Here is a 24,137-nt window from a genome sequence, read left to right as displayed (position 1 = left end):
ATTGCAGACGTTAGCGCTTGCAAGTGTAAAAGTATGCTTGTAGCCCGAACGACGCCGGAGAGATCCTCACCCTCCAAGTTCAGGCTCTTATACACAGCTAGATGGGTATAAGAGACAGGGACAGGGGGGACGGGCCGCCCCCCAGCCGCCAAAAAAGCAGGGCCGCTCCCCCGATCCCGGCGCCCCAAGCCAACAGGCGGCGCCCTCCCTTTTTCATCCGTCCACCCCCTCCTCGACCGGCACCAGGCCCTCTCTGGAGAGAGTTTGTCCCCTCCGGCGGCAATCATACCCCGGCCAAAGGGGGGCAAGCTATCTGCAAAGGCCGCCGCAGCACCCGTCCAAAACGGCGGCCTATTGGGGGAGAGGAGGTGAGAGCATGACCGAGAGAGAGCGGGAGGAGCGGCGCAAAAAGGCCGCCCAAAGCCGCATCATCACCGACCCCCAGGGCTCCTGGACTGGCGTTCCCCTGAACCCGGACGAGACACCGGTGCAGGATGCCGACGACCTGTAATAGAGCACTATCACTAAATCAAAATATATTTCTTTAGCTCTTTTGTGCATATACAATACCCCGCAAATTTGCTATACTACAGATGCAGAAACAGATTCCGATGAAACGGAATCCTCCTATTTCTCACCTTCTTTTCATACTTTTATCTTTTCATCCCACAGGGAAAAAGGCCCCACTCCGCGGGGCCTTTTTCCTTTTGTTTTTTTCCGCCCCCTTTGGCGGGGAGCGCAGACGCCCCCAGTCCCCTCACACAGGGGCCGGGGGCGCATTTTTTAGGGGAACGGCCTCCCATCAGCTACCTCACCCAAACCCAGCACTTCGCCGCCCCTTCTAGGGCGGGGGCCGGCTGGTTGCCGCCCCGCGGCGCACGGCAAAGGCCAGGCCGTCTGTCCCCGCCTCCTCGGCCGGGACCAGCTCCTCCCCACAGGAGAGATTTTGCCGCCAAACGCCGACGACGGGAGGACAAGCAATCTAGAAGAGCGGCCCTACACCAGCTACCACACCCCAATCCAGCACTTCACCGCCCCTTCCAGAACAGGGGCCGGCTGGTCGCCGCCCCCGCGGCGCGCGGCAATGGCCAATCCGTCTGTCCCCGCCTCCCCGGCCAGGGCCAGCTCCTCCCCACAGGGGAGATTTTTCCGCCAGAAGCGGCCGACGGGAGGACAAGAAATCTAGAAGAACGGCCCTACACCAGCTACCACACCCATACCCAGCACTTCGCCGCCCCTTCCAGGGCGGGGGCCGGCTGGTCGCCGCCCCCGCGGCGCACAGCAAAGGCCAATCCGTCTGCCCCCCCGCCTCCCCGGTCAGGGCCAGCTCCTCCCACAGGAGAAATTTTACCGTCAGAAGCTGCCGACGGGAGGACAAGAAATGAGGACAGACAATCCAGAAGAGCGGCCCTACACCAGGTACCACACCCAGATCCAGCACTTCGCCGCCCCTTCCAGGGCGGGGGCTGGCTGGTTGCTGCCCCCGCGGCGCACGGCAAAGGCCAATTCGTCTGCCCCCACCTCCCCGGTCAGGGTCAATTCCTCCCCGCAGGGGGGATCGCACTGCCAGACGCCGCCGACAGGGGCCGAGCGGGGGAGCAGGGGAAGCCCGACGAGCCGGAAACCGGGCTGGCAGTCATCCAGCTCCACCTCCCCGGCCAGGGCCACAAAGTCCCCCTGCCGCCGCCAGATGCAGGACTGCCCGGTCACCCGGCATCCTTCCCCCACAAAGGCGCAGTCGCCCCCCGCGGCAGGGGCGTAGTCCACCCCCGGCCGGGCCGGGAGGGGGACACCGGCGGAAAACCGGGCCAGCCCTTCCACGTCCGCCCCCAGGGCGGTCGCCCGCCGCGCGCCGTCCAGCACCGGCCCCTGGGGTCCGGCGCCCCAGGTGTAGGGGTAGTGCTGCAGCTTCTGCAGCCACTGGGCGGCGTCCAGGCCGGCGCAGTCCGCCGGCACCGCAAAGAGGAGGGCGCAGTCCAGGTAGCCCCGCCCGGACACCACCGTAAAGGTCAGGGGGGCAGCCGTCGCGGCCTCCAGGTGAAGGAGCCCGGCGTAGAGGGTGAACTTGGCGTTGATCCGCCCCATCTCCACCTGGCAGTCCCCCGCGGCGGCAAAGAGCCGTCCCACCCCCCGGGCCACCGCCGTCACCAAATAGTCCCCCGGCTGCCAATCCAGGTCGGCCGCCGTCTCCAGGGTGTGCCCGATCCCCACCGCCGCCCCGTAGCGGCCGTGCAGGGGGCTGGGCTGCTCGATTCGCTCGGTGAGCGTCCAGCCCTCCTCCCCCTCTTCAAAGCTGGGGTTTTGCAGCAGGTTGCCCGGCAGGACCCCGCCCTGGACCAGGGCCCCGGCGGCGCTTTCGGCGGAGCGGTATATCGGCTGAGATAATAATAGGACCTGTCTCTTATACACATCTAGATGGGTATAAGAGACAGCGGTGGCCCCGTCCTGCCGGGCGGCGGTCTGTTCCTTGCCCGCCTTCCGCTGGCGGATGTAGGCGGGGTCGTCGTCCACCGCATAGGTGAACTTGGTCTCCTCCAACTGCTTGAGGACCCGCTTCAGATCCTCTTTATATCCCATCTTCCATCACCTCGACGATCCGCCCCTCCTCTACCCGCAGCCGGGTCCCGCCCAGCCGCAATTCTCCGGTGTAACCGGCCGTGTCCGCTATGCGGGCGGCCGCCCGATCCACCGGCCCGCCGTTTAGGGTCTGGGCCAGGGTGGGGCTCAAATTCCCCGCATCCAGGTTTTGCAGGGCGTACTCCAGCTCTTTGCGCAGCCGCAGCACCGTGTTTTCCAGGGCGGCAATGCGCTCCTCCGCCCCGCCGGAGGAGAGGCGCGCCGGCGACAGGTTCACCATCCGCTCTCCCCCCCTTTGACCTCCACGGCCAGCCCCGCCACCTCGGCGTCGGGGCCGCAGCGCAGGGTGAAGAGCCCCGGCTCCCTGCCGCCCCGGGCCACAAAGCAGCGCAGCAGGGCAAATTCCCGGCTGCGGCTCTCGCCCAGGGGGCGGCCCTCCCAGGCGGCGGCCACCTCGCCCCGGCACTCCACCCGGTACTCCTCCCAGCTGCCGCCGGCAAGGCCGGTCTTGACCCCGACTTCGTAGGCCTGCCGGGGGCCGGCGAGAAACCGCCAGCAGACCCCCTCGCCCCAGTCCAGGCCGTAGACCTGCCCGCCCTCGCAGAAGAGGCGGTCGCAGTGCAGCCCCTCCTCCAATTCCAGCAGGCAGCCGTCCTGCCAGAGGTAGACACTCTCCGGCGCGGCGATGAGCAGCCCCCCGCCGAAGGCCTGCAGGGCGCAGTCCTCAAACCGCCAGCCCAGGTGCCCAAGCAGGTCGCTGACCCCGCCGCCCTGGTAGAGCCAGATGCGGTTTTGGGAGAAGAAGTAGAGTCGGTCGTCAAAGGCCGTCAGGTGCCGCGGCTCCTTCACCCCCAGCCCCGCCACCTGGGTGAGGGCAAAGTTGGAGGGGCGGGTGCCGTAGAGCTCGAAGAAATCCCCCTCCCGAAAGAGCATCAGGTGGTTTTGAAAGGGGAGCAGGGCGGTGAAGGGGGCGTCCTGCAGCGTCAGGGCAAAGGCGCCGTTTTCCTTGGGAGAGCCGTCGGGGTTTTGAAAGTCGTCCCAGCAGTTCTCGTTGCCCACCGAGCTGGCCAGCAGGCTCCCCCCGCGGATGCCGAAGACCCGGTTTAAAAACACCGTCGCCCAGTCGATGTCCGGGGCGCTGAAATTTCCCGCCTCCCCCCGCACCCGGTCGATGTAGACCCGGTCGGGAAAGAGGAGCAGCCGCTCGCCAAAGGGCACCACCGACTTCTCCCCGGCGGCGATGGGGGCGGCCAGGTCGACGCCCTGCCAGTAAAAGCGGTTTCGGGCGATCATCCACCCCTCGCCGCACTGGGTCAGGCCGGGGGCCCGGCGGGCCTCCACCTTTCTCCTGGCCCCCACCAAATGCCCCTGGGGGGTGATCTCGCAGCGGCGGCAGCGCTGCAGGTATCCTCCAGCGGGGGCCAGGGCGCTCAGCCCCCGAAAGGGCCGCACCGCCCGCCGCTCCCCCGAGAGGGGGCGCAGATGGGGCATCCTCATCCCTCACACCTCCGACACGAACCGCTGCCGCGACCCGCTGAGGGTCTGCACCGCCGCCCGGGTGTACTGCCCGGTCAGGCTCTCCAGCAGGGCGCTGTAATTGTTGTACCCGCCGATGTTCCCCCGCCAGAGCTCCAGCTTGGCCAGGGCGTAGTAGAGGTAGCACCCGGCGTAGCCGTCGTCCAGGGTGAGTTCGCTCTCGGGCGCAAGGGTGGGGGGCGGGCGGCGGTAGACCACCCGGGCCCTCTCCGCCCGCCGCCCCGCGGGGAGGAAGACCCCGTCGCTCGACTTGCAGGCTCGGCCGGTGCCGGGGGTCAGGGCCAGGGGAAGGCCGTCCACCTGCTGCACCATGTAGGGGCGCACCCCCGCGGGCAGCTCCACCTGCCCCTCCCCGTTTACCGGCAGCCACTCGCAGGCGATGCGCAGGGGGTCCTCGGCGCAGAGGCGGGCCTCGGCCTCCTGCAACAGGGCGAGGATGGCGCTGTCTGGCAGGGTGGAGGGGTAGGCCTCCTTCACCCGGGCAATCATCTCCCGCGCCGTCACCGCAGCGAACCCTCACAGCGGCCCATCAGCGCCCGGGCCGCCTGGCGCTGCCGCTCGGCGTCGCGCAGGGCCAGGGCCACGAACCGGGGCACCATCACCGGCTCCCCCCGGCGGATGATCCAGGTCTTGCCGTTGACGATCACCACCGCGTCGTCCCGGTACTCCCCCCCGTCCCGAAAGAGGGTCACCGGCACCAGTTCCCGCAGAAAATCCCGCTTTGCCATCACAGCATCTCCCCTTCCCTGGCGGCGGAGGAGCAGCTCTCCACCCGCACCAAAAAGGGCTCGCTGAGGATGGCGGCGGTCTTGGTGGCCTTCCAGCCCACGGTGGCCCGCTGGTCCAAGGGGTCGGCGCTGCCGGCGCTCCCCAGCTGCTTGATGATGGTCTGCAGGCCGCCGCCCTCGATTTCGGTCACCCCGTAGGCGTTGGCCCCAAAGATGAGGGTGGCATAGACGTCGGCCCCGCCGGCCCCGGCCTCCCCGCCAAAGACGGGGGTCCCGGCCGCGGCGGTGCAGGCCCGGTCCAGGGTGAGGGCGCTGCCGCTCTGGGAGCGGACGGTGTAGCACTCCCCCCCGACGAGGATCTGGCGGCCGGTCAGGTCGTCAACCAGGCTCTCCTTGACGGTGAGGGCGGTCCCGCTGGCGCTGGCGACTTCCAGCTGCTCGCGGCCGTCCAGGGGCGGGGCCTGAAAGACCTTGGCCTCGGTGGTCTCCACAAACCGCACCCCAAAGAGGCGGCCGATCTCCCCGTCGTAGAGGTCCTTGGGGTCGTAGCTCTTGACCTGCTCCCAGAGGGGGTCGGCGGTGAGGTCGTGGGCCACGTTGGGGTGGATGATGGCGATGTAGCTGCCCTGGATGGGGGCGGCCAGGTTGTTTTTCAGGGCGGTGACCGCCCGCTTCACGTCCTCCACCGCGAGGTAGTCGTTCCCGCTCTCCGCCCCGCCCACCAGGGTGTGGCGGGCCAGCTTCTTCCCGGCGTAGAGGACGTTGTGCCCCCCGCAGATGACCTCGCGGGTGATCTGGTCCAGGGTGCGGCCGGCCTGGTCGCCCAAGATCTCCTGCGCCTCCAGCAGGTTCTGGTCGATGGCGGTCAGATCCAGCATGTCCGAGACGCTGACGTAGTCGCCGTACTGGCTCACCGTGGCCGAGAGGGTGGACCAGTCCAGCTTCTGCCCCGCCGGGGTGACCCCCTCTTCCAGGGGCTTTTTGGCCGGGGGAAATGGGTTCAGCTTGCGAAATTCCACCGTCTTCCCCCGGTTCTGGGGGATGGGCTTTTTCTGGGCGAACTGGTCGTGCACCAGCCGCGGCTTGGCGTTGCGAATGAGTTCTTTGTCGTAGTAGGTCTTCATCTGGGCCGAGAGGATCTCCTGGCCCTCCCCGGTCTGTGCCGTGGTGTTCACATGTTGCTCCATGTCGTCTTCCTCCTCGTGTTGGGGCGGTCGCCCGCCCGGTTGTCGTTCGTCCCCCTGCGATTTTAGATGGCGCTCCCCTCCCCTCCTCGGTCCCGGCGGGCCTTAGAGGCGGATGCGCCGCCCCCGCTTCACCGCCCGGCTGATTTCCTCCAGCCGCTCATCTGTAAAGGCGGCGACATCCTCCCCCAAGACCCCAGCGGGGTCGCCCTCCAGGGCCCCCTCCCGCGGGCGGGCCGGGGGCTGTGTCCTCTCCAGCACCCGCTCGGCGTAGCAGGCCAGATAGCCCGCCAGGGGGGAGAGCCCCTGGGCCAGCAGGGAGACAAACTGCCGGTTGCCTGCCAGCTCTTCCAGCCCCACCCCCTCGGTGAGGGCGGGGGCCCGGCGGCAGACGGCCTCCCACTCGCCGGCAAAGGCCTCCTTGAACTCCTCCACCAACTGGGGACTGGGCAGTTCCAGCACCTCGTCCAGGCTGGCCACCCCCAGGTGCCGGGCCACCTCCTCCCCCCGGGCGGCCCACTGGGCCCGCTCCTGTTCCAGGGCGGCGTCCACCTCCTTGGCAAACTCCTCCTCGCTGCCAAACACCCGGTAGGGGGCGGCGCTCTCCTGCGATCCCTCCTCGGCGCCGCCCTCCGGGGCCGCCGTCTGGGTCACTCTCTCTTCGTCCATCTTCTCCTCCTTCTCCCCCGGCCCGCCGCACAGGGCGGGGCCGGGGCTCTCTGTCAACGTCTGCCGGGACGGGCTGGGGCCCAGCGCAAGGCCCGCTTTTTCAGGTGTCCCGCCTTCTCTCCCCAAATCCTTTCCCCGTCCGCCGCCGGGCCTCTCCCCCACCCACCAGACGGCGCGAGGCGCAGAGCCCCGCCTTTTCAAACAGCGCGCGCCCTCCCTCGCTCGACCTGCTTCCCACCCGTTTCCAGGCCGTTCCTTCATTCGCCAAAAAGCGCGGCGTGCAAACCCCATTTCTCCGAGCGTCACCCTCTCCCGCCCCTCCGACCTCTTCCCCCCGTCCGTCGCCGGGGCCTTCCCCCGCCCGCCGAAGGGAAGGGGGCGCGACTCCCCCCTCCAACGGCTGGCCCCGCATCGGGCAGGGTCCTTCTCCTTCCCCCCGTCTCCCCCCTTTAAAAGGGGGCCAAAAGGGGCTAGAGGGCGGTCTGCTCCCCCTCCACTCCCTCCGGGGCCAAGGGCGCATCCTCCGCCCCCAGCCCGTCCAGCGCCTGGAGGATGGCCTCCTTCCCCTCCAGCGCCAAAGCCCGCACGCAGGCCTTGGCCCCCTCGGCCCGTCCAGCCTCAAAGGCCCCCTGTTTGTACAGGTCCAACACCAGCTGGTTGTGGGCGGCGGTGGTGAAGGGATTTTTCTTCTGGGCGGTGATCTTGATGTCCAGGTGGGGGGTCACCCGGGCCCCCTCCAGGGTCAGAAAAGCCCCGCCCACATAGAACAGCCGGGGCCCGGTGTAGAACTGGCGGATGAGCCAGACTATCTGCCCGATCACCTCCCGAAAGGCGCGGTAGCTGCCGGCGATCAGGTCGCGGGAGAGCTTGCTCCCCGCCTCCTGCAGGGCGACGATGGCCCCGTAGGCGGTCACCCCCCCGGCGACCCCGCCGGTCATAAAGTCCTTGTTGCCCAGCACGTCCTTGAGCTCGGCGATCTTCTGGTCCCGGTGGGCCTGCACAAAGCCGGGCAGCGGGGCCGCCTGTAAGGGGCGCACCGCATTGTCGTCCACCGACAGGTCGCAGCCGATGAAGTTGCGGGAGAGGTCGGCCAGCGCCCCCTCGTCCACCCCGGCCCCGTTTTTCACCAGGAACCGCTGCCGCCCGGCAATCAGGGCGTTCTCCTCGATGAGGTAGTCCAGCCGGTCGATATAGCTCTGGGTGGAGCGGCCGATTTCGGCCATCCCCATCCCCAGGGGGGTGCCCGCCCGGGGGATGAAGGGGTCGAGCACAAAGGGGTACTGCCCGTGGTCGTAGAGCCCCCGCTCCCGGTAGGCGGGCTCGTCCTCCGAGCAGTAGAGCAACCTCTCCCCCGAAAACTTGGCCAGCTGCACCGCCTTCTTCCCCCCCGGCAGGGGGCGCTTGTAGTAGCAGTCCACCAACACCACCTTCCCCTCCAGCTCCCGCTGGCCCTTGCCGGCAAAGTAGTCCCGGCAGGTGAGGGCGGACTGGGGCCACTCTCCCCCGTAGCAGCGCTGCGCCTCCTCCCGGGGCAGCAGCGAGAGACAGAAAAGATAGGGCGAGTCCTGGATGCTGGCCGCCCCCGGGGCGAAGTAAAGCCGCATCAGCTCGATGTTTTTCACCTGGATCTCCTCGCGCTCGGGATCCCAAAACACCCCGTAGCAGCCGGTGCCCTGCTTGAGCTTGTACCACCACAGGTCGCTGTACACCCCCTCAAATCCCAGCTTGTCCAGCAGCACCGGCACCACCTGGCCCAGCAGTTCGGCGCCCTCCCTGTCCTCCGGCCGCCGGGGCAGAAAGAGGGGCACCGGGTAGTTGTCCATGGCATCGGCGTGCTTGTTCCAGATGGCGTTGAGGAGGAAGGGCGTCTTGGGCTCCCGTCCGCTGAGCTGCCCCCTCTTGATGTACTTCCAGTGGTTGCCGCAAAAGTAGTCCTCGTTGACCAATACCTCCCGGTGAAACCCCTCCAGGCCGTCCCGGTACCGGCGCAGCGCCCTGCGCATCTCCTGCAATCTCTCCAATTTCTCCGTTCCTCTCCTCTTTCTCTGCCCACCCGGTACCCGGAGGGACGTTTTCATCCGTCAGCGCCAGCCGCCCTCGTCGCGGGAACGGGCGGGGATCTCGGCCCCGGCAGAGGGCTGCCTCCCCCGCTGCCGGACGTCGGCCCCGCCCCATTGGCCGCGGCAGGACCGACACCCCCCGCCGGCAAAACTCTTCCCCATCGAGATGCTCTCGCCGCCCGGGCCAGGCCCACCCCTTGCCGGTCCGCCCTTCCCCGCCAAGCGGGCGGCCCACCCGAAAGAGAAAATCCCCGCCAGGTCGCGCCGCCCGCCACAGGGCCGCTTTCCCACAGCGGCGGCCTCCCCCTCCCCCATAAGGGGACGGCGCGCCCGACACCAGCACCCGCAAAGAGGGTCTCCTGCGCCGGGGAAAGCCGCTTGTTGCGTGTTTCCCCTCCAAAAGAAGGGGCCAGAAAACCGCCGGCAGCCCTCCCCCCATCCCCGCGACAGGCAGCATCTGTCCTGCCCCCCTTCCCAGAAAAGGGAATGTCCAGGGCCGCCGACGGCAGGGACAGCCCACCGCCCCAACACGACGCCTCACCCGCGCGCAGCCCACTGAAAAAGTTTGCCTCGCCGCAGGGAAAAGGCAGCTGTTGGCTCCCAAAAAGGCCGCCCGCCGACCCCTTTCCCCCACATCGGCAAAAAAATGCGGTCAACGCCCTCCCGCACCGCGCTGCTCCCACCGTGGCAGACACTACCCCGGCCAGACCGGCGTCCCGCCGATCATCATCGCGTCGTAGGGGCTGTTTCCCCGCAGCGGCGCGGGGTCGATTTCCAGCGGTCCGCCCCCCGGCGGATGGGGCGCGGCGGGGGGCGGCGGGGTGTAAAGGGGGTTTGCCATGCAGACATACCGCGCCTCGTCGTAGACGTGGTCCTCCTGGTCGCTGTCCACGTCCTCCGGCCGCAGGGGGTCGTAGCAGAGGGCGGGCAGGGTGCGGATAAAGGCCCGGCAGCAGGAGAAGACATAGAGCCCCGCCAGCCCCTGCTCGTCGAAGCGGAGCCGGGCGTGCAGCTGCATCTTCCCCGGCAGGCGGCGGTTGTCCCCCTTCTCAAAGTAGAGCCCCTCCCTGGCGAAGAGGGCGGCCACACACCCGTCCTCCCCCCGGCTCTCGTCGAAGATGCTGGGGTCGGCCACCCCCACCATCCGCCGCCCCGCCAGGTTCTCCCGCTCAAAGGCCGCCACCTGCCGGGCCACCGTCCGCGGGTCCATCCGCAGCCCCCGGTCCGCCTCCCCCGGTCGGCAGCCGTAGATCTCAAAGAAGCGGTAGAGCACCCCGTCGGGGGATTTGGCCCAGTACCCCACCGAAAAGGGGCGGGTGTACCCCCAGTCAAACCCCCGGTAAACCGGCCAGTCCGCCGGCAGGTCGAAGGAGTCGATGACGTGGCTGAACCGCCGGCTGCGGTACCCCGCCGCGTCGTCCCGAAACTCCTCGAACACCTGGCCCTCAAAGGCGTTCCAGTCCCCCAGCAGGAGAGCCCGCCGCAAAGCCGGGGGCTTTTGCTCCAATTCCTCCCGGTATCCGGCGGCCAGGTGGGGGTTGTCCTCCACGGTGGCGGGGATGTACTGGCGGGTCTGTCCCGCCTGCCCCCGCCCGTCCTTTCCGCCAAAAGCCCGCACCTCGCCCGGGGGCATGGGGTCGATGAACCGGGCCCGCACCCAGGCGTGCCCAACTCCGCCGGGGTTGGCGGTGCACCGCACCCGGGGGGAGACCCCCAGGCTGGCCTTGGCCCGCAGCCGGGTCTTCAGGTAGTTGTACTCCCCCTCGGTAAAGTGGGTCAGTTCGTCGATGTAGAGGCGGTTGATCTCCGCCCCCTGGTAGCGGTAGCAGTCGGCCATGCTCCGGCAGTGGCGAAAGTGGAGCACCGAGCCGTTTGGCAGCTCCAGGTCGTGGGTGGTCTGCCGCAGGTTGCCCATCCCCGGCGGCAGGGACTCCATCACCTCCCGCAGCAGGGTGTCCCGCAGCTCCGGGTAGGTGCGCCGAAAGAGGTAGCTGTGCACCCCCGGGTGCTCCAGGGCGTCCACCAGGGCCTCCATGGCGATGGCCTTGGTCTTTCCCCCGCCCGCCGCGCCGCCGTAGAGCACCTCAAAGGCGGCCGAGCGGTGAAAGGCGGCCTGCTTGGGGGTGGGGCGGTAATCCAGCGTCAGCCGCATTTCCCCTCCTTCGGCCGGGGCACCTGGTGGACCACCTCCACCCCGCCCGGCCGCCCCCCGCCGCCGAAGAGGTCGGGCAGCAGGGCCCCCAACAAAAAGGTGAGCATCTTCTCGCTGGGGGGCAGGTACCGCCGCTGCCGGACAAGCTCCACCCGCTCCCGCTCAAAGACCTTCTTGCCCCCCTCGTACTCCACCTCTTTCAGGGTCACCGGGCGCTCCTCCTCCACCCAGCGGCCGGTGGCCTGCTCCATCGCCGCCTGAAAGAGCCGCCCCTCGGCGGTGCGGCGGTTCTGTCGCAGGGCCTCCGCCAGGGCGGCGTCCCCCCTGGCCCGGGACCGCAGGGTCTTCTCCCCCACCCTCAGGGCACGGGCGATCTCCCCCAGCGTCGCCCCCCGGCTGGCCAGTCCCCAGACCGCCCGCAGGTCTGCCTCCTGGCTCCGCCCCTCTGGCGCCTTCTCCACTGCGTCCCCTCCTCTGTCCGCTACAAAACAAAACTCGTTCGATTTATTGCCGATTCGCAACCTTTGGAAAATGTCTTCCCCCGGGCGGAAAAGAGCCGCTCCTACTCCTCTCCCAAAAACGCCGAGGGCCCTTCAACGCCCGTCCGGTATCCCCGCAAAACGGGCGGCCTTTCCCAGTCGCGTCCCCACCGCTTCAGACCTCCTCCAAATCGGCAGCCTCCTTCTGAAACTTCTGAAAAAGAGGCAACGGTCGCCTGTATCAAGCAGCCCGGCAACCCTTCCAAAATAGTCCGCCCCCACACCTTGAAAACCACATAGACGGAGACAGATGGGGCGCAAGGGGCGCCCTTCCTTCCGTATTCCCCCGCCGCCTTCCCGGCAAAAGGCGCGTAACGCCCCTGTCCCTTCCCACACGCCCCGCCGTCTCAGGGGAAGAAGACCCTGTCGGCCATCCCAACTGCAAGGACCTCTCACCGTTCAAAAAGAGGGGATGTCCCGTGGCGGAGAGCCATTTCCCCGCTCCCCTCCAGCCTCTCTCCCGCCGATCCCTCCAACAAAAAGCCCGCAAAAGCCGACCCCTTATCCCTTCATCCCCCGAAGCCACCCTCCGGAAACCGCACTACCGTCCCTTTCGCACCCAGCTCGCAACTCCCTGCCCGCACAAAAAGCCAGCCCCTTATCCCTTCATCCCCCCAAGTCGTCCCCCAGAAACCGCGCTGACGTCCCTTTCTCGCCCGGCCCGCAGCTCCCTGCCCGCACAAAAAGCCAGCCCCTTATCCCCTCATCTCCCCAAGTCGCCCTCCAGAAACCGCGCTGCCGACCCTTTCGCGCCCGGCCCGCAGCTCCCTGTCCGCACAAAAAATCGCCTTCACCCGCTCCCTGCTCTGCCACCTCATTTTCTCTCCCGCAACGAAACCCAAGAGTGCAAATTCTTTTAAGCAACTATATTATCCCATTCTCGTTTCTTAAAGTCAACGATTTGGGGAGCATTGGACGCCCTGCACCGCTTTCTCCACCCACCTGCAACTCCACACTCCTTCCCACTCCGTTTCGTTTTTCTGCAAAAATTCGCGAAAAATCGTTGCATATTTGCAAAAAATCTGCTACACTGTGGGTATCCTGGGGAAATTGAAAAAAGTGTTCCCCCCATTCCCGGCGGGCTTTGTCTCCGCCATTGGAGGAGTGTCCTATGACCATCAACGAAAAAATCAAAAACCGGCGTCTGGAACTCGGCCTCTCCCTCGAGGATGTGGCCCAGAAGCTGGGCGTCGCCAAGAGCACCGTCTACCGCTATGAGACCGAGGAGATCAAGAACATGGGCGCCGATAAGATCGCCGCTCTGGCGCGGGTCTTGCAGCTCTCCCCCGGCTACCTCATGGGGTGGGAGGGCAAAGACAGCAACCTCTACTACCACTTCAAATCCATGACCGAAGATTTGGACCTGTCCGAGGACGACATCGACTTTCTCGTCACCATGGCCCAGAAGATCGCCCGCAAAAAGGGCGAGGGTGGCGGCGATGCCGGGGCCTGAGGCGATTCGCGGCCGCCAGAGCCTCTACCGCCGGGTGGACGAGATCCGCAGCCAACTCCCCGCCGGGGACCTGCTCTACACCGCCCAGACCCTCATTCCCGTCTACTTTCACCCCTTTGATGGGCGCTGTCTGGGCGCCATGATCATGGGGGAGGACTGCATCCTCGTCAACTCCTCCTACCCCCGCACCGCCCAGCGGTTCTCTCTGGCCCACGAAATGATCCACCTCTTCCTGCACATCCGCCCCCACGCCCCCCGCGGCCGGTGGGACGAGTGGCAGGCCAACGAGGGGGCGGCCCAGCTGCTGGTCCCCTACCAGAGCTTCCTGCCCGAGGTGGCCCGCCGCCGCATCCTCTACACCCAGGACCGCCCCGCCCTGGAACGGCTGCTGGCAAAGCGCTACGGGGTCAGTCCCACGGTCATCCGCAACCGCTTTTCCGACCTGCGCGCCCCGCTGGAAAACCATCTGGCCGGCTGCCCGCTGGAACAGGTGTTCGCCCCCTGCGGCAGGGCGCTGCGGCCCGCCGGCGGCAATATCGACGTCTTTCGCTGACCCCTCTTTTTCAAGGAGGGGCCGCCCCAACAACACCCACCGCCTGTGCCGGGCGCGCCCCCGCACACCGGCCCCAGAGGGGAGGAGACCGCCCCGTGAACCCGTCCATAGACCCCGCCGAAGCGGTGGCCTTTTCCGGCTACCGGCCGGAGAAGTTTCCCTTCCCCTACACCCCCGACAGCCCGGCCTACCGCGCCCTGCGGGAGGCCCTCTACCGCGCCGTGACCACCGCCTGTCAAAGGGGGCAGCGCACCTTCCTCTGCGGGATGGCCGTGGGCTTTGACACCCTGGCGGGGCTGCAGGTCCTCAGGGCCAGGGGGGCGGGGTATGGGGCGCGGCTGGTCTGCGCCGTCCCCTATGCCGGGGTGGCCGACCGCTGGCCCCGGCCGGACCGGTACGCCTTTGACCACCTCTGCCGGGAGGCAGGCGAGGTCGTCACCCTCTCCCCCCGCTACTTCAGCGGCTGCTTTCACGCCCGCAACCGCTGGCTGGTGGACCACGCCGGATTGCTCATCTGCTACCACTGCGGGGTGCCCGGCGGCACCGCCTACACCGTCCGCTACGCCAAGAGCCGGGGGCTCCCCATCCAAAACCTGGCGGAAGAGGGGCCAGAGCAGCTCACCCTTGCCCTGTAAAGCCCTCGCCCCAAAGGCGAAAGCCGCCGCCGAAATGCAACCAAAAAGAGAGGACGCGTCTGCGTCCTCTCTTTTTTCTCATCTGCCTACTTCTCCAAATGCCGGTCAAACCAAGCGGTGATCTCGTCGAGCCGGCGGATGCGGTGCTCGGGTTTGCCGGAGCGGGAAAGCTCGTGGTTCTCCCCGTGAAAGACGCACATCCGGGTCTCCACCCCGTGGAGTTTGAGGGCGGTGAACATCTGGTACCCCTCGGGGATCCAGCAGCGGTAGTCCTCGTCCGAGTGGATGAAGAGGGTGGGCGTCTTGCAGTTGTCGGCGTATTTCAGGGGGGAGTGCCACCAGAGCTTCTCCGCGTCCGACCAGGCGTCGGCGGCCATCTGGTCGGTGCCAAACCAGTAGCCGATGTCGCAGACGTAGGTGAAACTCAGCCAGTTGGAGATGCTGCGCTGGGAGGCGGCGGCCCGGAAGCGGTCGGTGTGGCCGATGATCCAGTTGGTCATAAAGCCGCCGTAGCTGCCGCCGGTGACCCCCACCCGCCCCTCGTCGATGGCGGGATAGCGCTCGAGCACCAAATCGCAAAACTGCATCAAATCATCGTAGTCGTAGGTGCCGTAGGCCCCCCGCAGCTCGGCAAAGGCGTTGCCCTTGCCCTCGCTGCCCCGGGGGTTGCAGTAAAACACAAAGTATCCCTGACTGGCCCAGAGCTGCATTTCGTGGTAGTACACCTCGCCAAAGGCCGCCTTGGGCCCGCCGTGGATGTCGAGGATGGCTGGCCGCCGCTCCCCCTCCGCCAGGTCGCGGGGGGCGAGCACCCAGCCGTCCACCTCCACCCCGTCGGCGTCTACAAAGGTCAGGTGTTGGGGGGCGATGGGGGGGTACTTCTCCAAATAGGCCCAGTTGAAGGCGGTCACCGGCTGCAGCCGATCCCCCTCTACCCGGTATACCTCCTGCAGGTCCTGCCCCACCATGGCCACGCAGAGGAGCTGCTCGCCGCAGACGGAAAAGCCGTCCACCGATCCGGAGAGGTGCACCCGCTCGGCAAAGGCGCCGCTCTCCAGTTCCAGGGTGTAAAGGTGGGCGGAGTAGCCGTCCAGCCCGGTGAAGTAGAGCTTGCCCCCCTCGCAGGCAAAGGTGGTGCAGCCGCCCAGCCGGCAGTCGCTGGCCACGGCGTCGCAGAGGCTGCGGTCCCGGTCGAGCAGGGTCTCCACCTCCCCGGTCTCGGTGTCCAGGCGAAGGATCTCCGGGTTCTGGTCGATCCCCCAGCGGTCATTTTTCGCCGCCGCCAAAAAGATGCCCTCTTCGGCCATGGCAAACTGCAAGATGGTGTAGTCCCCCTCCAAAAAGGTGCGGGTCTCACCGCTGGCCAGGTCGTAGAGACAGAAGGTGTGCTGCAGGGGCTGCACCCCCTCAAAGCTCTGCACCGTGTAGCCCACAAACCGCCCGCACCCGGCGACCCGGGCCTGACAGACCTGCTGGGTGGGGGCGGTGATGGGCTCACAGGCCCCCGTCTGCGCGTCAAAGAGGTAGAGGCGGCGGCGCTTGCCGTTTGTGAACCCGGCCCCGTTGCCCCAGTAGGGCAGCTCGTCGATGACCTGGTAGTCGCCGGCCCAGCGGTCCTCCTCTGCGGGGGCGGGGTCGTCCCGCTCCCCCAGGGCGGTCACCAGGTAGCGGCTGCCCTCGATCCGCTGCAACTCCACCGCCTTGAGGGGGACGGTGAAGGCGGGTACAGCCTCGCCCCCGTCCACCGGCAGGCGGTAATAGGTGGTGGCGTCGGTCCGCTCCTTTTCGGCCTTGGTGCGGGCCGCCGGGAAGAGGAGGTGCCCCTCGTCCTCCCACAGAAAGGCCCGCTCCTCCCCACCGGCGGTGAGGGGGCACACCTCCCCCTCGCCCACCAGCCAGAGGCGGCTGTCGTAGCCGTTGTCCCCGTTGGCCCGGCTCACCACCGCGGCGGCGTGTCCCCCTTCCGGGGAGTGGCGGAGCGCGGAGACGAAACTGATTTCGCGCAGGCTGCTGGAAGTCATCTTTTCCAATCGTATTTCCCTCCATTTGGTCTCTGTTTGCCGGTTCCAAAATATTGCGGGCCAGCCGGGCCGGCAATCCGCCCGCCGCCCCAAACAGTCGTTTCTCCCCGCCCAGCGCCCCGGCCGGGCGGCCCCTCGGGAGAGGTCCCCCCTCCCTGCACCGCCGGTGTCGCAGCCCCCTAAATCAGCGGGCGCACCGCCCGGGAGAAGAGGGAGACAAGCGCCATGGTGGCCCGTTTTTTGGGCGGCACCGGCACGGGCTCCACCGGGCCGGGCAGATAGCCGCCGTCCGGCCCCACCTGGGCGCACTGGGCAAACAACCGCTCGAACTCACCCTGCAGGGCGTGGCAGAAGGCCGGGCTGTCCACCACCAGGGCGGTCTCGGTGTCGATGTAAAAGCTGCGGTCGTCCAGATTAAAGGAGCCCACGGCAGCGACCCGGCCGTCCACCGTGCAGGCCTTGCCGTGGATGGAGTCGGCCCGCTGGTACTCCCAAAGGGCAAAGCCGGTGTCCAGAAAGGCCCCCTTGGCGTATTCATACCCCGAAAAGGCGGGGAAGTTGGGGGAGGAGTAGGCCGAGTTGGTGAGCAGCCGCGCCCGCTGGGCCCCGCCCGCGATCCGCCGCAGCTCCTCCAGCAGCCGGGGGTTGGCGGTGGCGTAGGGGGTCTGTATGTCCACCTGCCGCCCCCCTTTGAGCAGGGCGGCCAGGGTGGCCCCCAGCACCGGCGGCTTGGGCCCCGGCGCCACCGGATTGGTCACCAGGGTGACCCGGTTGGTGGGGAGGGTCTCCTCCCCCGCCGGGCGGGCGGGGCGGTAGTAGTCGGGCCAGCGCGCCTCCCAGCGGGCGGCGATCTGCCGCAACCGCCGCTGGGCCGCCCGCCCCCTGGCAGGGTCGGCCGCGGGGGGAACGGCGGTCTCCCGGGCCGACCAGAGGGCGTCCATGTACCCCTTGACCTGCAAGACGGCGCTCTCCCCTCCCCGCAGGGTGCCGGCGGCGGTGTTCTCCACCAGCACGTCCCGGTCGTAGGTGACCGGCCCGGCGTACCCGGGCGGGTCGCAGTACTCGTCCCCCAGGTTGCGCCCGCCCAGGAGCATCAGCCGGTCGTCGGCGACCAAAAACTTGTCGTGCAGCAGGGCGTTCCACCGCCAGGGGCGCAGGGGGTCAACGGGGTTGTAGAGCCGAAAGCGGATGTTGGGGTGGCTCAAAAGGGCCGCGGGGATGGCGCGGTGCTCCCCCTTCAGTCCCCCCACCTTGCCGTCAAAGAGGACCCGCACCCGCACCCCCCGGTCGGCGGCCCGGATGAGTTCGCCGAAAAAGGCCTCCACACTCTCCCCCGCCTTGGCGCAGTGGCAGCAAAGGTCCAGGGTCTCCCGCGCCGCCCGCATCACCTCTACCCGGCGGGCAAATCCCGCCCGCGGCTCCTCCACCAGCAGCACCCGGTCCACCCCTTCCCCGTCGCCGCGAAAGGCGTCGGGGGGGAGGGCAGGGGCCGCCTTTTTGGGGAACCAGTAGGCCAGCACGCCCCCCGCCAGGGCGTAACCCAGGTAGCCCCCCAGAACAATGCCCGCCGCCCGGGCCAGCCGGCGGCTCATCGGGCGCTCTCCCGCCACATCCGGCGAAAGACCGGGAGGTAGAGTCCCAAAGTGGCCGCCATCACCGCCGCGCAGAGGAGGGCGATGCCGTTTTGCACCCCGCCCGGCAACCCCGGGAAGAGGAGAAGGACGGCCGCCGCCAGGTAGAGGGTGGCGGTGCAGACCTTGCCAAACCACATGGCCCCGTCGAGCTTGCGCCCCCGCCGCAGCAAAAGCAGCCCCATCACCGCCATGAACCCCTCCTTCACCGCAAAGAGAGCCATCAGCGGCCAGAGGGCGGGGCGGCGCAGCGCCATGCAGAGGAGGAGCGCCCCCAGGGTGAGCTTGTCCGCCAGGGGGTCGAGGAACTTGCCCAGCTCGGTGACCATCTGAAAGCGGCGGGCGATCTTTCCGTCAAAGAGGTCGGTCAGCCCCGATAGGGCAACGATCCCCCCCGCCAGATAGTAGTCGGCCGCCGTCTCGGCGGTGGCAAAGCGCCAGACGAAAAGGGGGATGAGGAGGATGCGAAAGTAGCACATGCAGTTGGGGATATTCAGCGCCTCCTTGAGGCGGGGTCTTTCCACAGCGAACCACTCCTTCTTCAATTGGTTTCCTCCCCCATCTTAGCACAGTCCGGGGGGTGGCGACAACCGCCGGACGGAAAGGCGCCCCCTCGCCGGCCCGCCTTTCCCCCGCGCGCCGCCCACGAATATCTCCCGCCAGCCGCCGCCGAAAAACAGCGCAAAACGGACCGCTTTTGCCCTCCCCCCCTCAAAACCGCCCGCACCCAGCGCCGGCTATCCGTGGCAAAATCCCAAAGAGAAGTTCGCCCCTGCCGTGGCCCCACCACAGCGCCCCCTTCTCCTGCCCCCCAAGCGCTCCAACCGATTGCCCGCACCCCGCCGTCTCGCAACAGCTCCCCCTTTTCCCCTTCCCCGCACCCCCTCTTCGCCGCCGCGGAAAATGCCCCCCTCCCGCCACACCACCAAAAGCGCCCCACCGCCATCTTGGCAGTGGGGCGCAGAGAAAACACGATACCACCCGCAGAAAAGGAGGGCCCTCCCAGCTCAGAAAATCCAGCGGAAATCAGACCATCCGCGCGGCCTTCCCCTTTTTGGCGGCCTGGGCGATGTTGAAGGAGTGGTCGCCGATGCGCTCCAGATCGTTGAGCACCTCGTCAAAGACCAGGCCGGGCTCGGTCTGGCACTCGTTGCGGCGCAGCCGGGCCACGTGGTTGTCCTGCGAGGTGAGGACCAGCTCGTCCACCCGCTCCTCCAAATCGTGCAGCTCTCCCTCCTCGGCGTCGGTCAGATCCTGGCGGAGGAAGGCGCCGATGGAGCGGTCAAACAGGTAGAGGTCGGCCTCGTAGATGGTCTCCAGCTCCTGGATGGCCATGGGGGAGTAGAGCAGCTCCCGGTCCACAAACATCTCGGTGCGCTCCAGCAGGTTGAGGGCGTGGTCGCCGATGCGCTCGATGTCGCTGACCACGTGGAAGATGCGGCTGACGTAGAGGGAGATCCGCCCGGGCATCTCCTGCTTGGTGATCTTCACCAGAAAGTCGGTGATGCCGTGGTTTAGATAGTCGATCAAGTCCTCCTGGTCGCGGATCAACTCGGCCTGGGAGACGTCCGACTTGAGCAGTCCCTCGGCGGCCCGCACAAAGTTGTTGCGGGCGACCCGGCTCATCCGCTCCACCTCTTTTTGAATCTGGGCCACCGCCGCGCTGGGGGAGGTCGCCAGGTTCTTGTCGATGAAGAGGAGGCGGCGCTCGTCCTCGTGGGCCTTGCGGGGGACAAATTTGTAGGACAGCTTGACGATGCCGTCGGTGAAGGGCAGCAGCACCAGGCCGGTGACCACCTTAAAGGCAATGTGACAGAGGGAGACCTGCACCATGGGCACGGCGGTGAGCATCTCGATCCAGTCGGTAAAGGGGGTGAACAGGGTGATGGGCACAAAGAGGAGGGCGCCGATGACGTTGTAGATGAAGTAGATGCAGGCGGCCCGCTTGGCGTTGTTCTTGGCGCTGATGGCCGAGAGGAAGGGGGGCACCGAGGAGCCGATGTTGATGCCGCAGATGATGAAGGAGGCAAAGTGGATGGGCATCAGCCCCTGCAGGGCCAGGGCCTGCAACACGCCCACGGCGGCGGAGGAGGACTGGATGACCGCGCAGAGCAGCACCCCCACCAGCACCCCGACAATGGGGTTTTTGGCGGTGGTGATGAACTGCTGAAAGGCGGGCACGTCCTTGAGGGCGCCCATGGCGCCGCTCATGGTGTCCAGCCCCTGAAAGAGGATACCGAAGCCCAGCACCACCTGGCCGATGTGCTTGTAGGTGCGCTTCTTGCAGTAGAGAAGGGCCGCCGCGCCGATGAAGATGCAGAAGGGCGCCATGGCCGAGATGTCCAGCGCAATGAGGACGCTGGTGATGGTGGTGCCGATGTTGGCGCCGATGATGACGCCGGTGGCCTGGGCCAGGTTGAGGATGCCGGCGTTGAGAAAGCCCATCACCATGACGGTGGTGGCGGAGGAGGACTGAATGGCCACCGTCACCAACATCCCCAGCAAAAAGCCCCGCACCGGCGTCCGGGTCAAGGTCTCCATCAGGTTGCTCATCTTGGGCCCGGCGGCTGCCTCCAGCCCGTCGCCCATGTACTTCATGCCAAACAGAAATGCGCCGAGGCCCCCTAAAAGGGCCAGAATGTTGCCAATTCCCATCGTCACACAAACCCACTTTACCGTAATTTTAGGGAGGTCCCCCTCCCCGCAAGATTCGCTGGACTTTTCTCAGAATTTACATTCTTTTTACATGCATTATATATTTTAATGATATAGAAATTGTCCGGCAATTGCAATGGGTTGCCGACAAATTCCTGCACAAATTTCAGCTCTCTCCTCTGTGCGGGGAGACAGTCGGCGCGTCAAGGGGGGACACGGCCACCGGGAAACCGCCCCCAACGCCCTCCACCTCTCACTTCCTCCCCACAAAAAAGCGGCGGGCCGGAACACATCCGGCCCGCCGCCTCAAAGGTCACGGGAAAACCCGTTTGGCCACTACCGCCAGGCGGCCGTTCTCCCAGTCGTATACGCAGGTGGAGAGGGTGAGAAAGCTGTCGCCGTAGCTGGCCTCCACCCCGGTGTCGTAGAGGGACCCCTCCTTGATGTTCTCGTAGAAATAGGCAAAGGACGCCTCGTCGGGGAAATCGGTCTCGGCGTAGTAGCGGAACCCCTCCTCCCCCTGGCGGTAGACCCGGGTGAGGAGCACCGCCACCACCCGGTACTCCCCCGCCTGGGTCAGGGTGTCAAAGCGCAGGGTGGGGTGCGCCCGGCAGAAGGCCACGTCGCGGTACCCCTCCAGCGGGCCGAACATCTCCTCGCTGTGGGGCATGTTGTGGCCGTAGACGACCAGGTTGTCCGGCCGGTCCTCCAAAGAGATCTCATGCTTGATGAAGGGGATGCCGAAGCGGTCCTCCTCGCGGGCAAAGTTGTGGGTCAGATAGTAGGGGGCGGCCCGCTCCCGCACCACCGGAAAGTCGATCCCCGTCCCCTCGACGGCGATCCATCCCACCAGGTCGCTGTTCTGGGCGTAAAGGGGCTGCAGATAGGCCAGCGGGTCCTCCGGCGGGGCGGCCAGAACCTCCGCCGCCACCTGCAGGTGCGGCGCCGCCACCGCCTGGGGGGCGGCGGGGAGAAGCCCCGCCAGAGCCGGGGCGGTGGCGACCAGCAAGCAGAGTACAAGAGCCGCCCCCGCGGTCCCACCGCCGCGCAAAGCCCGCTCCCCCGCCCGTCCCAGACCGTCCCCCGCTCGGCGGAGCAGGGCGAGACAGCGCTCTCCCAGCCACTCCCCCAGGGCCAGCAGGCCGTAGCCCGCCGCCCGCCCGAGCAGCGCCAGCCGCTCCAGCGCCCACTCCCCCAAAGCGAGGAGAGCCAGCAGGGCCACCCGCGCCAAAAGGGAGACCCGCCCCGCCCCGGTGGGCCGCGGGGCCGATTTTTCGCCGCGGTCCATCCCGCCGCCCCCTCTCTCTGCAAAAGAAAGGATGTGATCGACTCACACCCTTTCTCCGCGGCCTCTCACCGCGCGATCAAAGCGGATCTAGCGGGTCGGACCCACGCCGCGGCGCAGCTTCCAGAAGAGGAAGGCGCCCACCGACAGGGTCCCCAGACCGACGGCCCAACCGGCGGTCTGGGCGGGCGCGCCGGTGTTGGGCTCGTCGTCCAACCGACCGGGCTCCGCAGGGGTCCCGCCCTTCTCCCCCTGATAGGTGATGGCGTAGGTGGAAAACTTGCCGACCGTCAGGGTGAGGGTGCTCCCGTCGGCGCTCAGGGCGATCCCCTCCCCCTCGCTGTTGGCCGCCTCGGTGAGGACGTCCACCTTCCCCTGGTGGGAGCGGTAGACCGCGTAACCGGTCTTCCCCTGCAGCGGCATGGGCAGCTGGATGGAAATCTGGATGGGCCGATCCAACTGCGCCACCGGGCCGGATTCGCCGGCCACCAACCGGCCCGCCGCATCCTTGACCTCCTTGTCGACGGTCAGTTCCAGGGCCAATCCCACGGCGTGCCCGTCGCCCTCGGCGCGGGTGAGGATGTCGCCGTAGTCGGCAGCCTCCTTCCCCTCTCTCACCGTCAGGGTCACCGAGGTGGCGTTCCCCTCGGTGGGGCTGGCCAGTGCGGCCGCCGCGCCCTTGAGCCCCTGTACCGAGATGGCGTCGGCGGCCACCTCACCGCTCTCGACGGCAACGCCCGCCTCCACGGTGGAGCCGACGACCGCGCTCAGGGTGAAGACGGGGATCTGCAAGCTGTCCTTGATGACGTAGTCCACCCGGTAGGCAGTCCCCGGTTTGGGGGCCTCGGGCAGGGAAAAAGTCTCCTCCTCCCTGTGGACCGTGCCGGCGGCAAAGGAGACGCTGGGCTCGCTCTTGCTGGCCACCTGGCGCACCTGGTTGCCCTCGCTGTCCAGCTCCTTGACGGCGTACTCCACCCCAAAGGTCCCCCCGCTGACCGAGGTGACCGTGACCGAGGTGACGATCTCCTGCCCGTTGAGGGTGGCGGTGACGGTGGAGCTGCCCCTGTCGAACTGGCCGCCCGCGCTGCCGCCGTTGACGACCAGGGTGATGGTGCGCACAAAGACGATCCAGCCGCTGTTGGTCTTGACGGCGATGCTGTTTTCCTGTCCGTCGCACAGGGACTTCAGGGCGTCGCCGGTCACCTCGAGGACGCTGGTGTTCCACTCCTCGTCCATCCCGGTGAGGATGCCCACCGAGTGTCCGTTGAGAAAGACCTCGTCGATTTCGTCCGGGGCGTCCACGTCGTAGGCGTAGATGACCAGTTGGGCCGAGGTGACCCCCTGTTTGGGGTCTGTAAACTTGACCGGGTCAAAGGGGCTGTCCTCGGTGTTGGTCAGGTCGGCCCCGCCGCCGCTGCCGGTCTCGCCGCTGGCAAAGACCTCGATGTTCTCGCCCGCCGGTCCCGCCGCCAGGGCCGCAGTGGCCAGGAAGGCCAGCAGGGCCGCCAGAAGAAGGCTGACCAGCCGTTTTGCCGGGTGTTTTTTCATGTTGCCGCAATCCTTTCTCTTCTCCCAAATGTTCGGGTTTTCTTTTTTCATCATATCAGCGGCAAATGGGGAAAACAATCGGCGCATCCCCTCTTGTGAAACCTTGTCAAATGGCTCTCAACCGGCATCTGTGCCGTTTGGTCACAACTTCTTTTCCATATTTTCATTTTGTGACTTTTTAGAGGGAAGCCATAAAAAAAGGGCCCCCCGCCCAAGCGGGGGGCCTTCCTTTAAACACCCTGTTTTTCTATCCCTCTTTCACCAGGCAGAGGGGGTGACCCGCGGGGTCGAGAACGGTGGTGAACACCTCGCCGCCAAACTGGGCATCGGCCTTTCTGCCGCCCAACGCCTCGGCCTTGGCGACAGCCTCCGCCACGTCGGGCACCAAAAAGTCAAAGTGGACCTGCTTTTGCTGGCGGCCTTCCTCCTCCGGCCAGACGGGGGAGACGTAGTCCTCCTCCTGCACAAAGAGAAGGGTGACCCCGGCGGCGCTGGTGAGGGTGGGGTGACCGAACATCTCCCCCCGCTTCCAGCCGAGAAGGCCCTCGTAAAAGGCGCAGAGCTGCCCCTCGTCGGCGCAGTCGACCACGATGTCGGCAAGGCGAATTTCAGCGGACATAACAATTCCTCCTTTTTCCAGAAACAGGTTTTATTCCTTGTCTCCAGTGTAGCACAAAGCCGCAGGGGGTGGCAAGGGCATTCGGCCGCCGTCCCCGCGGGCCGACCCCACCGGGCGGAAGTCCAGCTCCCTCCTCCCCACGCAGGGCAGCCCCGTCACTCAAAAGTCCGCCCCCTGTTCCCCCCCACAGCGCGGGCCCGCGCCAGAAAGGCAGCAGCCCTTCCCGCCTGTCGCCCTGCAAGGCAGTTCCCCCGCCCCCCCATCGCCGCAACCCAAATCCCACCCCTTCTCC

At 67.2% G+C, this 24,137-nt stretch carries 21 protein-coding genes; 4 read left to right on the top strand and 17 right to left on the bottom strand.

All coding sequences use genetic code 11. The annotated features are described in order from the left end of the window. The first annotated feature begins 376 nt into the window (after positions 1-376). A complete protein-coding gene (locus BN3266_RS14425; protein WP_021660479.1) occupies positions 377-511 on the top strand; it encodes a hypothetical protein in 135 nt (44 codons plus the stop codon). A gap of 899 nt (positions 512-1,410) precedes the next feature. Here the strand turns inward: BN3266_RS14425 and BN3266_RS07190 are convergent. From BN3266_RS07190 to BN3266_RS07140, 10 genes are all read right to left on the bottom strand, one after another. Further along, complete coding sequence (locus BN3266_RS07190) at positions 1,411-2,577, bottom strand: hypothetical protein (protein WP_059004618.1); 1,167 nt, start codon at positions 2,575-2,577, stop codon at positions 1,411-1,413. Beyond that, positions 2,567-2,857: a hypothetical protein gene (locus BN3266_RS07185; RefSeq protein WP_059004617.1), complete on the bottom strand. Its 291-nt coding sequence runs from the start codon at positions 2,855-2,857 to the stop codon at positions 2,567-2,569. Before BN3266_RS07185 ends, BN3266_RS07190 begins: the two co-directional genes overlap by 11 nt. After that, on the bottom strand, positions 2,851-4,074 hold the full coding sequence (locus BN3266_RS07180; RefSeq protein ID WP_154669011.1) for a hypothetical protein: 1,224 nt from the start codon (positions 4,072-4,074) through the stop codon (positions 2,851-2,853). The genes BN3266_RS07185 and BN3266_RS07180 overlap by 7 nt, the downstream gene beginning before the upstream one ends. A gap of 3 nt (positions 4,075-4,077) precedes the next feature. Further along, positions 4,078-4,617, bottom strand: a complete 540-nt coding sequence (locus tag BN3266_RS07175) for a phage adaptor protein (RefSeq protein WP_059004615.1) — start codon at positions 4,615-4,617, stop codon at positions 4,078-4,080. Beyond that, positions 4,614-4,841: a hypothetical protein gene (locus tag BN3266_RS07170; protein ID WP_021660552.1), complete on the bottom strand. Its 228-nt coding sequence runs from the start codon at positions 4,839-4,841 to the stop codon at positions 4,614-4,616. Before BN3266_RS07170 ends, BN3266_RS07175 begins: the two co-directional genes overlap by 4 nt. After that, entirely contained in the window at positions 4,841-6,028 is a 1,188-nt protein-coding gene (locus BN3266_RS14270) for a N4-gp56 family major capsid protein (protein ID WP_021660553.1), read from the bottom strand. Before BN3266_RS14270 ends, BN3266_RS07170 begins: the two co-directional genes overlap by 1 nt. Before the next feature lie 102 nt (positions 6,029-6,130). After that, a complete protein-coding gene (locus BN3266_RS07160) occupies positions 6,131-6,694 on the bottom strand; it encodes a hypothetical protein (RefSeq protein WP_059004614.1) in 564 nt (187 codons plus the stop codon). Between the two features lie 470 nt (positions 6,695-7,164). Continuing rightward, the gene (locus BN3266_RS07155; protein WP_059004613.1) at positions 7,165-8,715 is read right to left on the bottom strand and encodes a hypothetical protein; all 1,551 of its coding nucleotides are present in this window, start codon (positions 8,713-8,715) and stop codon (positions 7,165-7,167) included. 733 nt (positions 8,716-9,448) lie between these two features. Continuing rightward, on the bottom strand, positions 9,449-10,906 hold the full coding sequence (locus tag BN3266_RS07145) for a phage terminase large subunit (RefSeq protein ID WP_059004611.1): 1,458 nt from the start codon (positions 10,904-10,906) through the stop codon (positions 9,449-9,451). Next, positions 10,897-11,367 carry a hypothetical protein gene (locus BN3266_RS07140; RefSeq protein WP_059004610.1) on the bottom strand — a complete coding sequence of 157 codons (471 nt, stop codon included), beginning with the start codon at positions 11,365-11,367 and terminating at the stop codon, positions 10,897-10,899. Before BN3266_RS07140 ends, BN3266_RS07145 begins: the two co-directional genes overlap by 10 nt. A gap of 1,189 nt (positions 11,368-12,556) precedes the next feature. Between BN3266_RS07140 and BN3266_RS07135 the strand changes: the two genes are divergently transcribed. From BN3266_RS07135 to BN3266_RS14055, 3 genes are all read left to right on the top strand, one after another. Further along, a complete protein-coding gene (locus BN3266_RS07135; RefSeq protein WP_021660563.1) occupies positions 12,557-12,898 on the top strand; it encodes a helix-turn-helix domain-containing protein in 342 nt (113 codons plus the stop codon). Then, on the top strand, positions 12,885-13,451 hold the full coding sequence (locus BN3266_RS07130; RefSeq protein ID WP_059004609.1) for an ImmA/IrrE family metallo-endopeptidase: 567 nt from the start codon (positions 12,885-12,887) through the stop codon (positions 13,449-13,451). Before BN3266_RS07135 ends, BN3266_RS07130 begins: the two co-directional genes overlap by 14 nt. 95 nt (positions 13,452-13,546) lie before the next feature. Continuing rightward, a complete protein-coding gene (locus tag BN3266_RS14055) occupies positions 13,547-14,086 on the top strand; it encodes an SLOG family protein (RefSeq protein WP_059004608.1) in 540 nt (179 codons plus the stop codon). An 86-nt stretch (positions 14,087-14,172) separates the two neighbouring features. On the opposite strand, the gene BN3266_RS14265 is transcribed toward BN3266_RS14055, so the two are convergent. From BN3266_RS14265 to BN3266_RS07090, 7 genes are all read right to left on the bottom strand, one after another. Beyond that, on the bottom strand, positions 14,173-16,107 hold the full coding sequence (locus BN3266_RS14265) for an alpha/beta hydrolase family protein (RefSeq protein WP_059005549.1): 1,935 nt from the start codon (positions 16,105-16,107) through the stop codon (positions 14,173-14,175). Positions 16,108-16,286: 179 nt separating this feature from the next. Continuing rightward, positions 16,287-17,699: a phospholipase D-like domain-containing protein gene (locus BN3266_RS07115; protein ID WP_059004607.1), complete on the bottom strand. Its 1,413-nt coding sequence runs from the start codon at positions 17,697-17,699 to the stop codon at positions 16,287-16,289. After that, the gene (locus BN3266_RS07110; protein WP_059004606.1) at positions 17,696-18,262 is read right to left on the bottom strand and encodes a CDP-alcohol phosphatidyltransferase family protein; all 567 of its coding nucleotides are present in this window, start codon (positions 18,260-18,262) and stop codon (positions 17,696-17,698) included. The genes BN3266_RS07115 and BN3266_RS07110 overlap by 4 nt, the downstream gene beginning before the upstream one ends. A gap of 502 nt (positions 18,263-18,764) precedes the next feature. After that, positions 18,765-20,393: a Na/Pi cotransporter family protein gene (locus BN3266_RS07105; RefSeq protein WP_021660200.1), complete on the bottom strand. Its 1,629-nt coding sequence runs from the start codon at positions 20,391-20,393 to the stop codon at positions 18,765-18,767. A 313-nt stretch (positions 20,394-20,706) separates the two neighbouring features. Then, complete coding sequence (locus tag BN3266_RS07100; RefSeq protein WP_059004605.1) at positions 20,707-21,681, bottom strand: class B sortase; 975 nt, start codon at positions 21,679-21,681, stop codon at positions 20,707-20,709. An 87-nt stretch (positions 21,682-21,768) separates the two neighbouring features. Further along, complete coding sequence (locus BN3266_RS07095; RefSeq protein ID WP_154669009.1) at positions 21,769-23,226, bottom strand: hypothetical protein; 1,458 nt, start codon at positions 23,224-23,226, stop codon at positions 21,769-21,771. Between the two features lie 247 nt (positions 23,227-23,473). After that, positions 23,474-23,845: a VOC family protein gene (locus BN3266_RS07090; RefSeq protein WP_059004603.1), complete on the bottom strand. Its 372-nt coding sequence runs from the start codon at positions 23,843-23,845 to the stop codon at positions 23,474-23,476. Positions 23,846-24,137 lie beyond the last annotated feature (292 nt).

Source organism: Bittarella massiliensis (ex Durand et al. 2017), from assembly GCF_001486165.1.
In the GTDB taxonomy this organism is placed as follows: Bacteria; Bacillota; Clostridia; order Oscillospirales; family Ruminococcaceae; genus Bittarella; species Bittarella massiliensis.
Note: the sequence above shows the minus strand (reverse complement) of the source record. Positions and strands in the feature narration are given on the sequence as shown.

Bases quoted from the DNA above. Each gene is read 5' to 3' on its own strand.
- BN3266_RS14425 (WP_021660479.1), top strand. From the start codon at position 377: ATGACCGAGAGAGAGCGGGAGGAGCGGCGCAAAAAGGCCGCCCAAAGC.
- BN3266_RS07190 (WP_059004618.1), bottom strand. From the start codon at position 2,577: ATGGGATATAAAGAGGATCTGAAGCGGGTCCTCAAGCAGTTGGAGGAG.
- BN3266_RS07185 (WP_059004617.1), bottom strand. From the start codon at position 2,857: ATGGTGAACCTGTCGCCGGCGCGCCTCTCCTCCGGCGGGGCGGAGGAG.
- BN3266_RS07180 (WP_154669011.1), bottom strand. From the start codon at position 4,074: ATGAGGATGCCCCATCTGCGCCCCCTCTCGGGGGAGCGGCGGGCGGTG.
- BN3266_RS07170 (WP_021660552.1), bottom strand. From the start codon at position 4,841: ATGGCAAAGCGGGATTTTCTGCGGGAACTGGTGCCGGTGACCCTCTTT.
- BN3266_RS14270 (WP_021660553.1), bottom strand. From the start codon at position 6,028: ATGGAGCAACATGTGAACACCACGGCACAGACCGGGGAGGGCCAGGAG.
- BN3266_RS07160 (WP_059004614.1), bottom strand. From the start codon at position 6,694: ATGGACGAAGAGAGAGTGACCCAGACGGCGGCCCCGGAGGGCGGCGCC.
- BN3266_RS07145 (WP_059004611.1), bottom strand. From the start codon at position 10,906: ATGCGGCTGACGCTGGATTACCGCCCCACCCCCAAGCAGGCCGCCTTT.
- BN3266_RS07135 (WP_021660563.1), top strand. From the start codon at position 12,557: ATGACCATCAACGAAAAAATCAAAAACCGGCGTCTGGAACTCGGCCTC.
- BN3266_RS07130 (WP_059004609.1), top strand. From the start codon at position 12,885: ATGCCGGGGCCTGAGGCGATTCGCGGCCGCCAGAGCCTCTACCGCCGG.
- BN3266_RS14265 (WP_059005549.1), bottom strand. From the start codon at position 16,107: ATGACTTCCAGCAGCCTGCGCGAAATCAGTTTCGTCTCCGCGCTCCGC.
- BN3266_RS07115 (WP_059004607.1), bottom strand. From the start codon at position 17,699: ATGAGCCGCCGGCTGGCCCGGGCGGCGGGCATTGTTCTGGGGGGCTAC.
- BN3266_RS07105 (WP_021660200.1), bottom strand. From the start codon at position 20,393: ATGGGAATTGGCAACATTCTGGCCCTTTTAGGGGGCCTCGGCGCATTT.
- BN3266_RS07100 (WP_059004605.1), bottom strand. From the start codon at position 21,681: ATGGACCGCGGCGAAAAATCGGCCCCGCGGCCCACCGGGGCGGGGCGG.
- BN3266_RS07095 (WP_154669009.1), bottom strand. From the start codon at position 23,226: ATGAAAAAACACCCGGCAAAACGGCTGGTCAGCCTTCTTCTGGCGGCC.
- BN3266_RS07090 (WP_059004603.1), bottom strand. From the start codon at position 23,845: ATGTCCGCTGAAATTCGCCTTGCCGACATCGTGGTCGACTGCGCCGAC.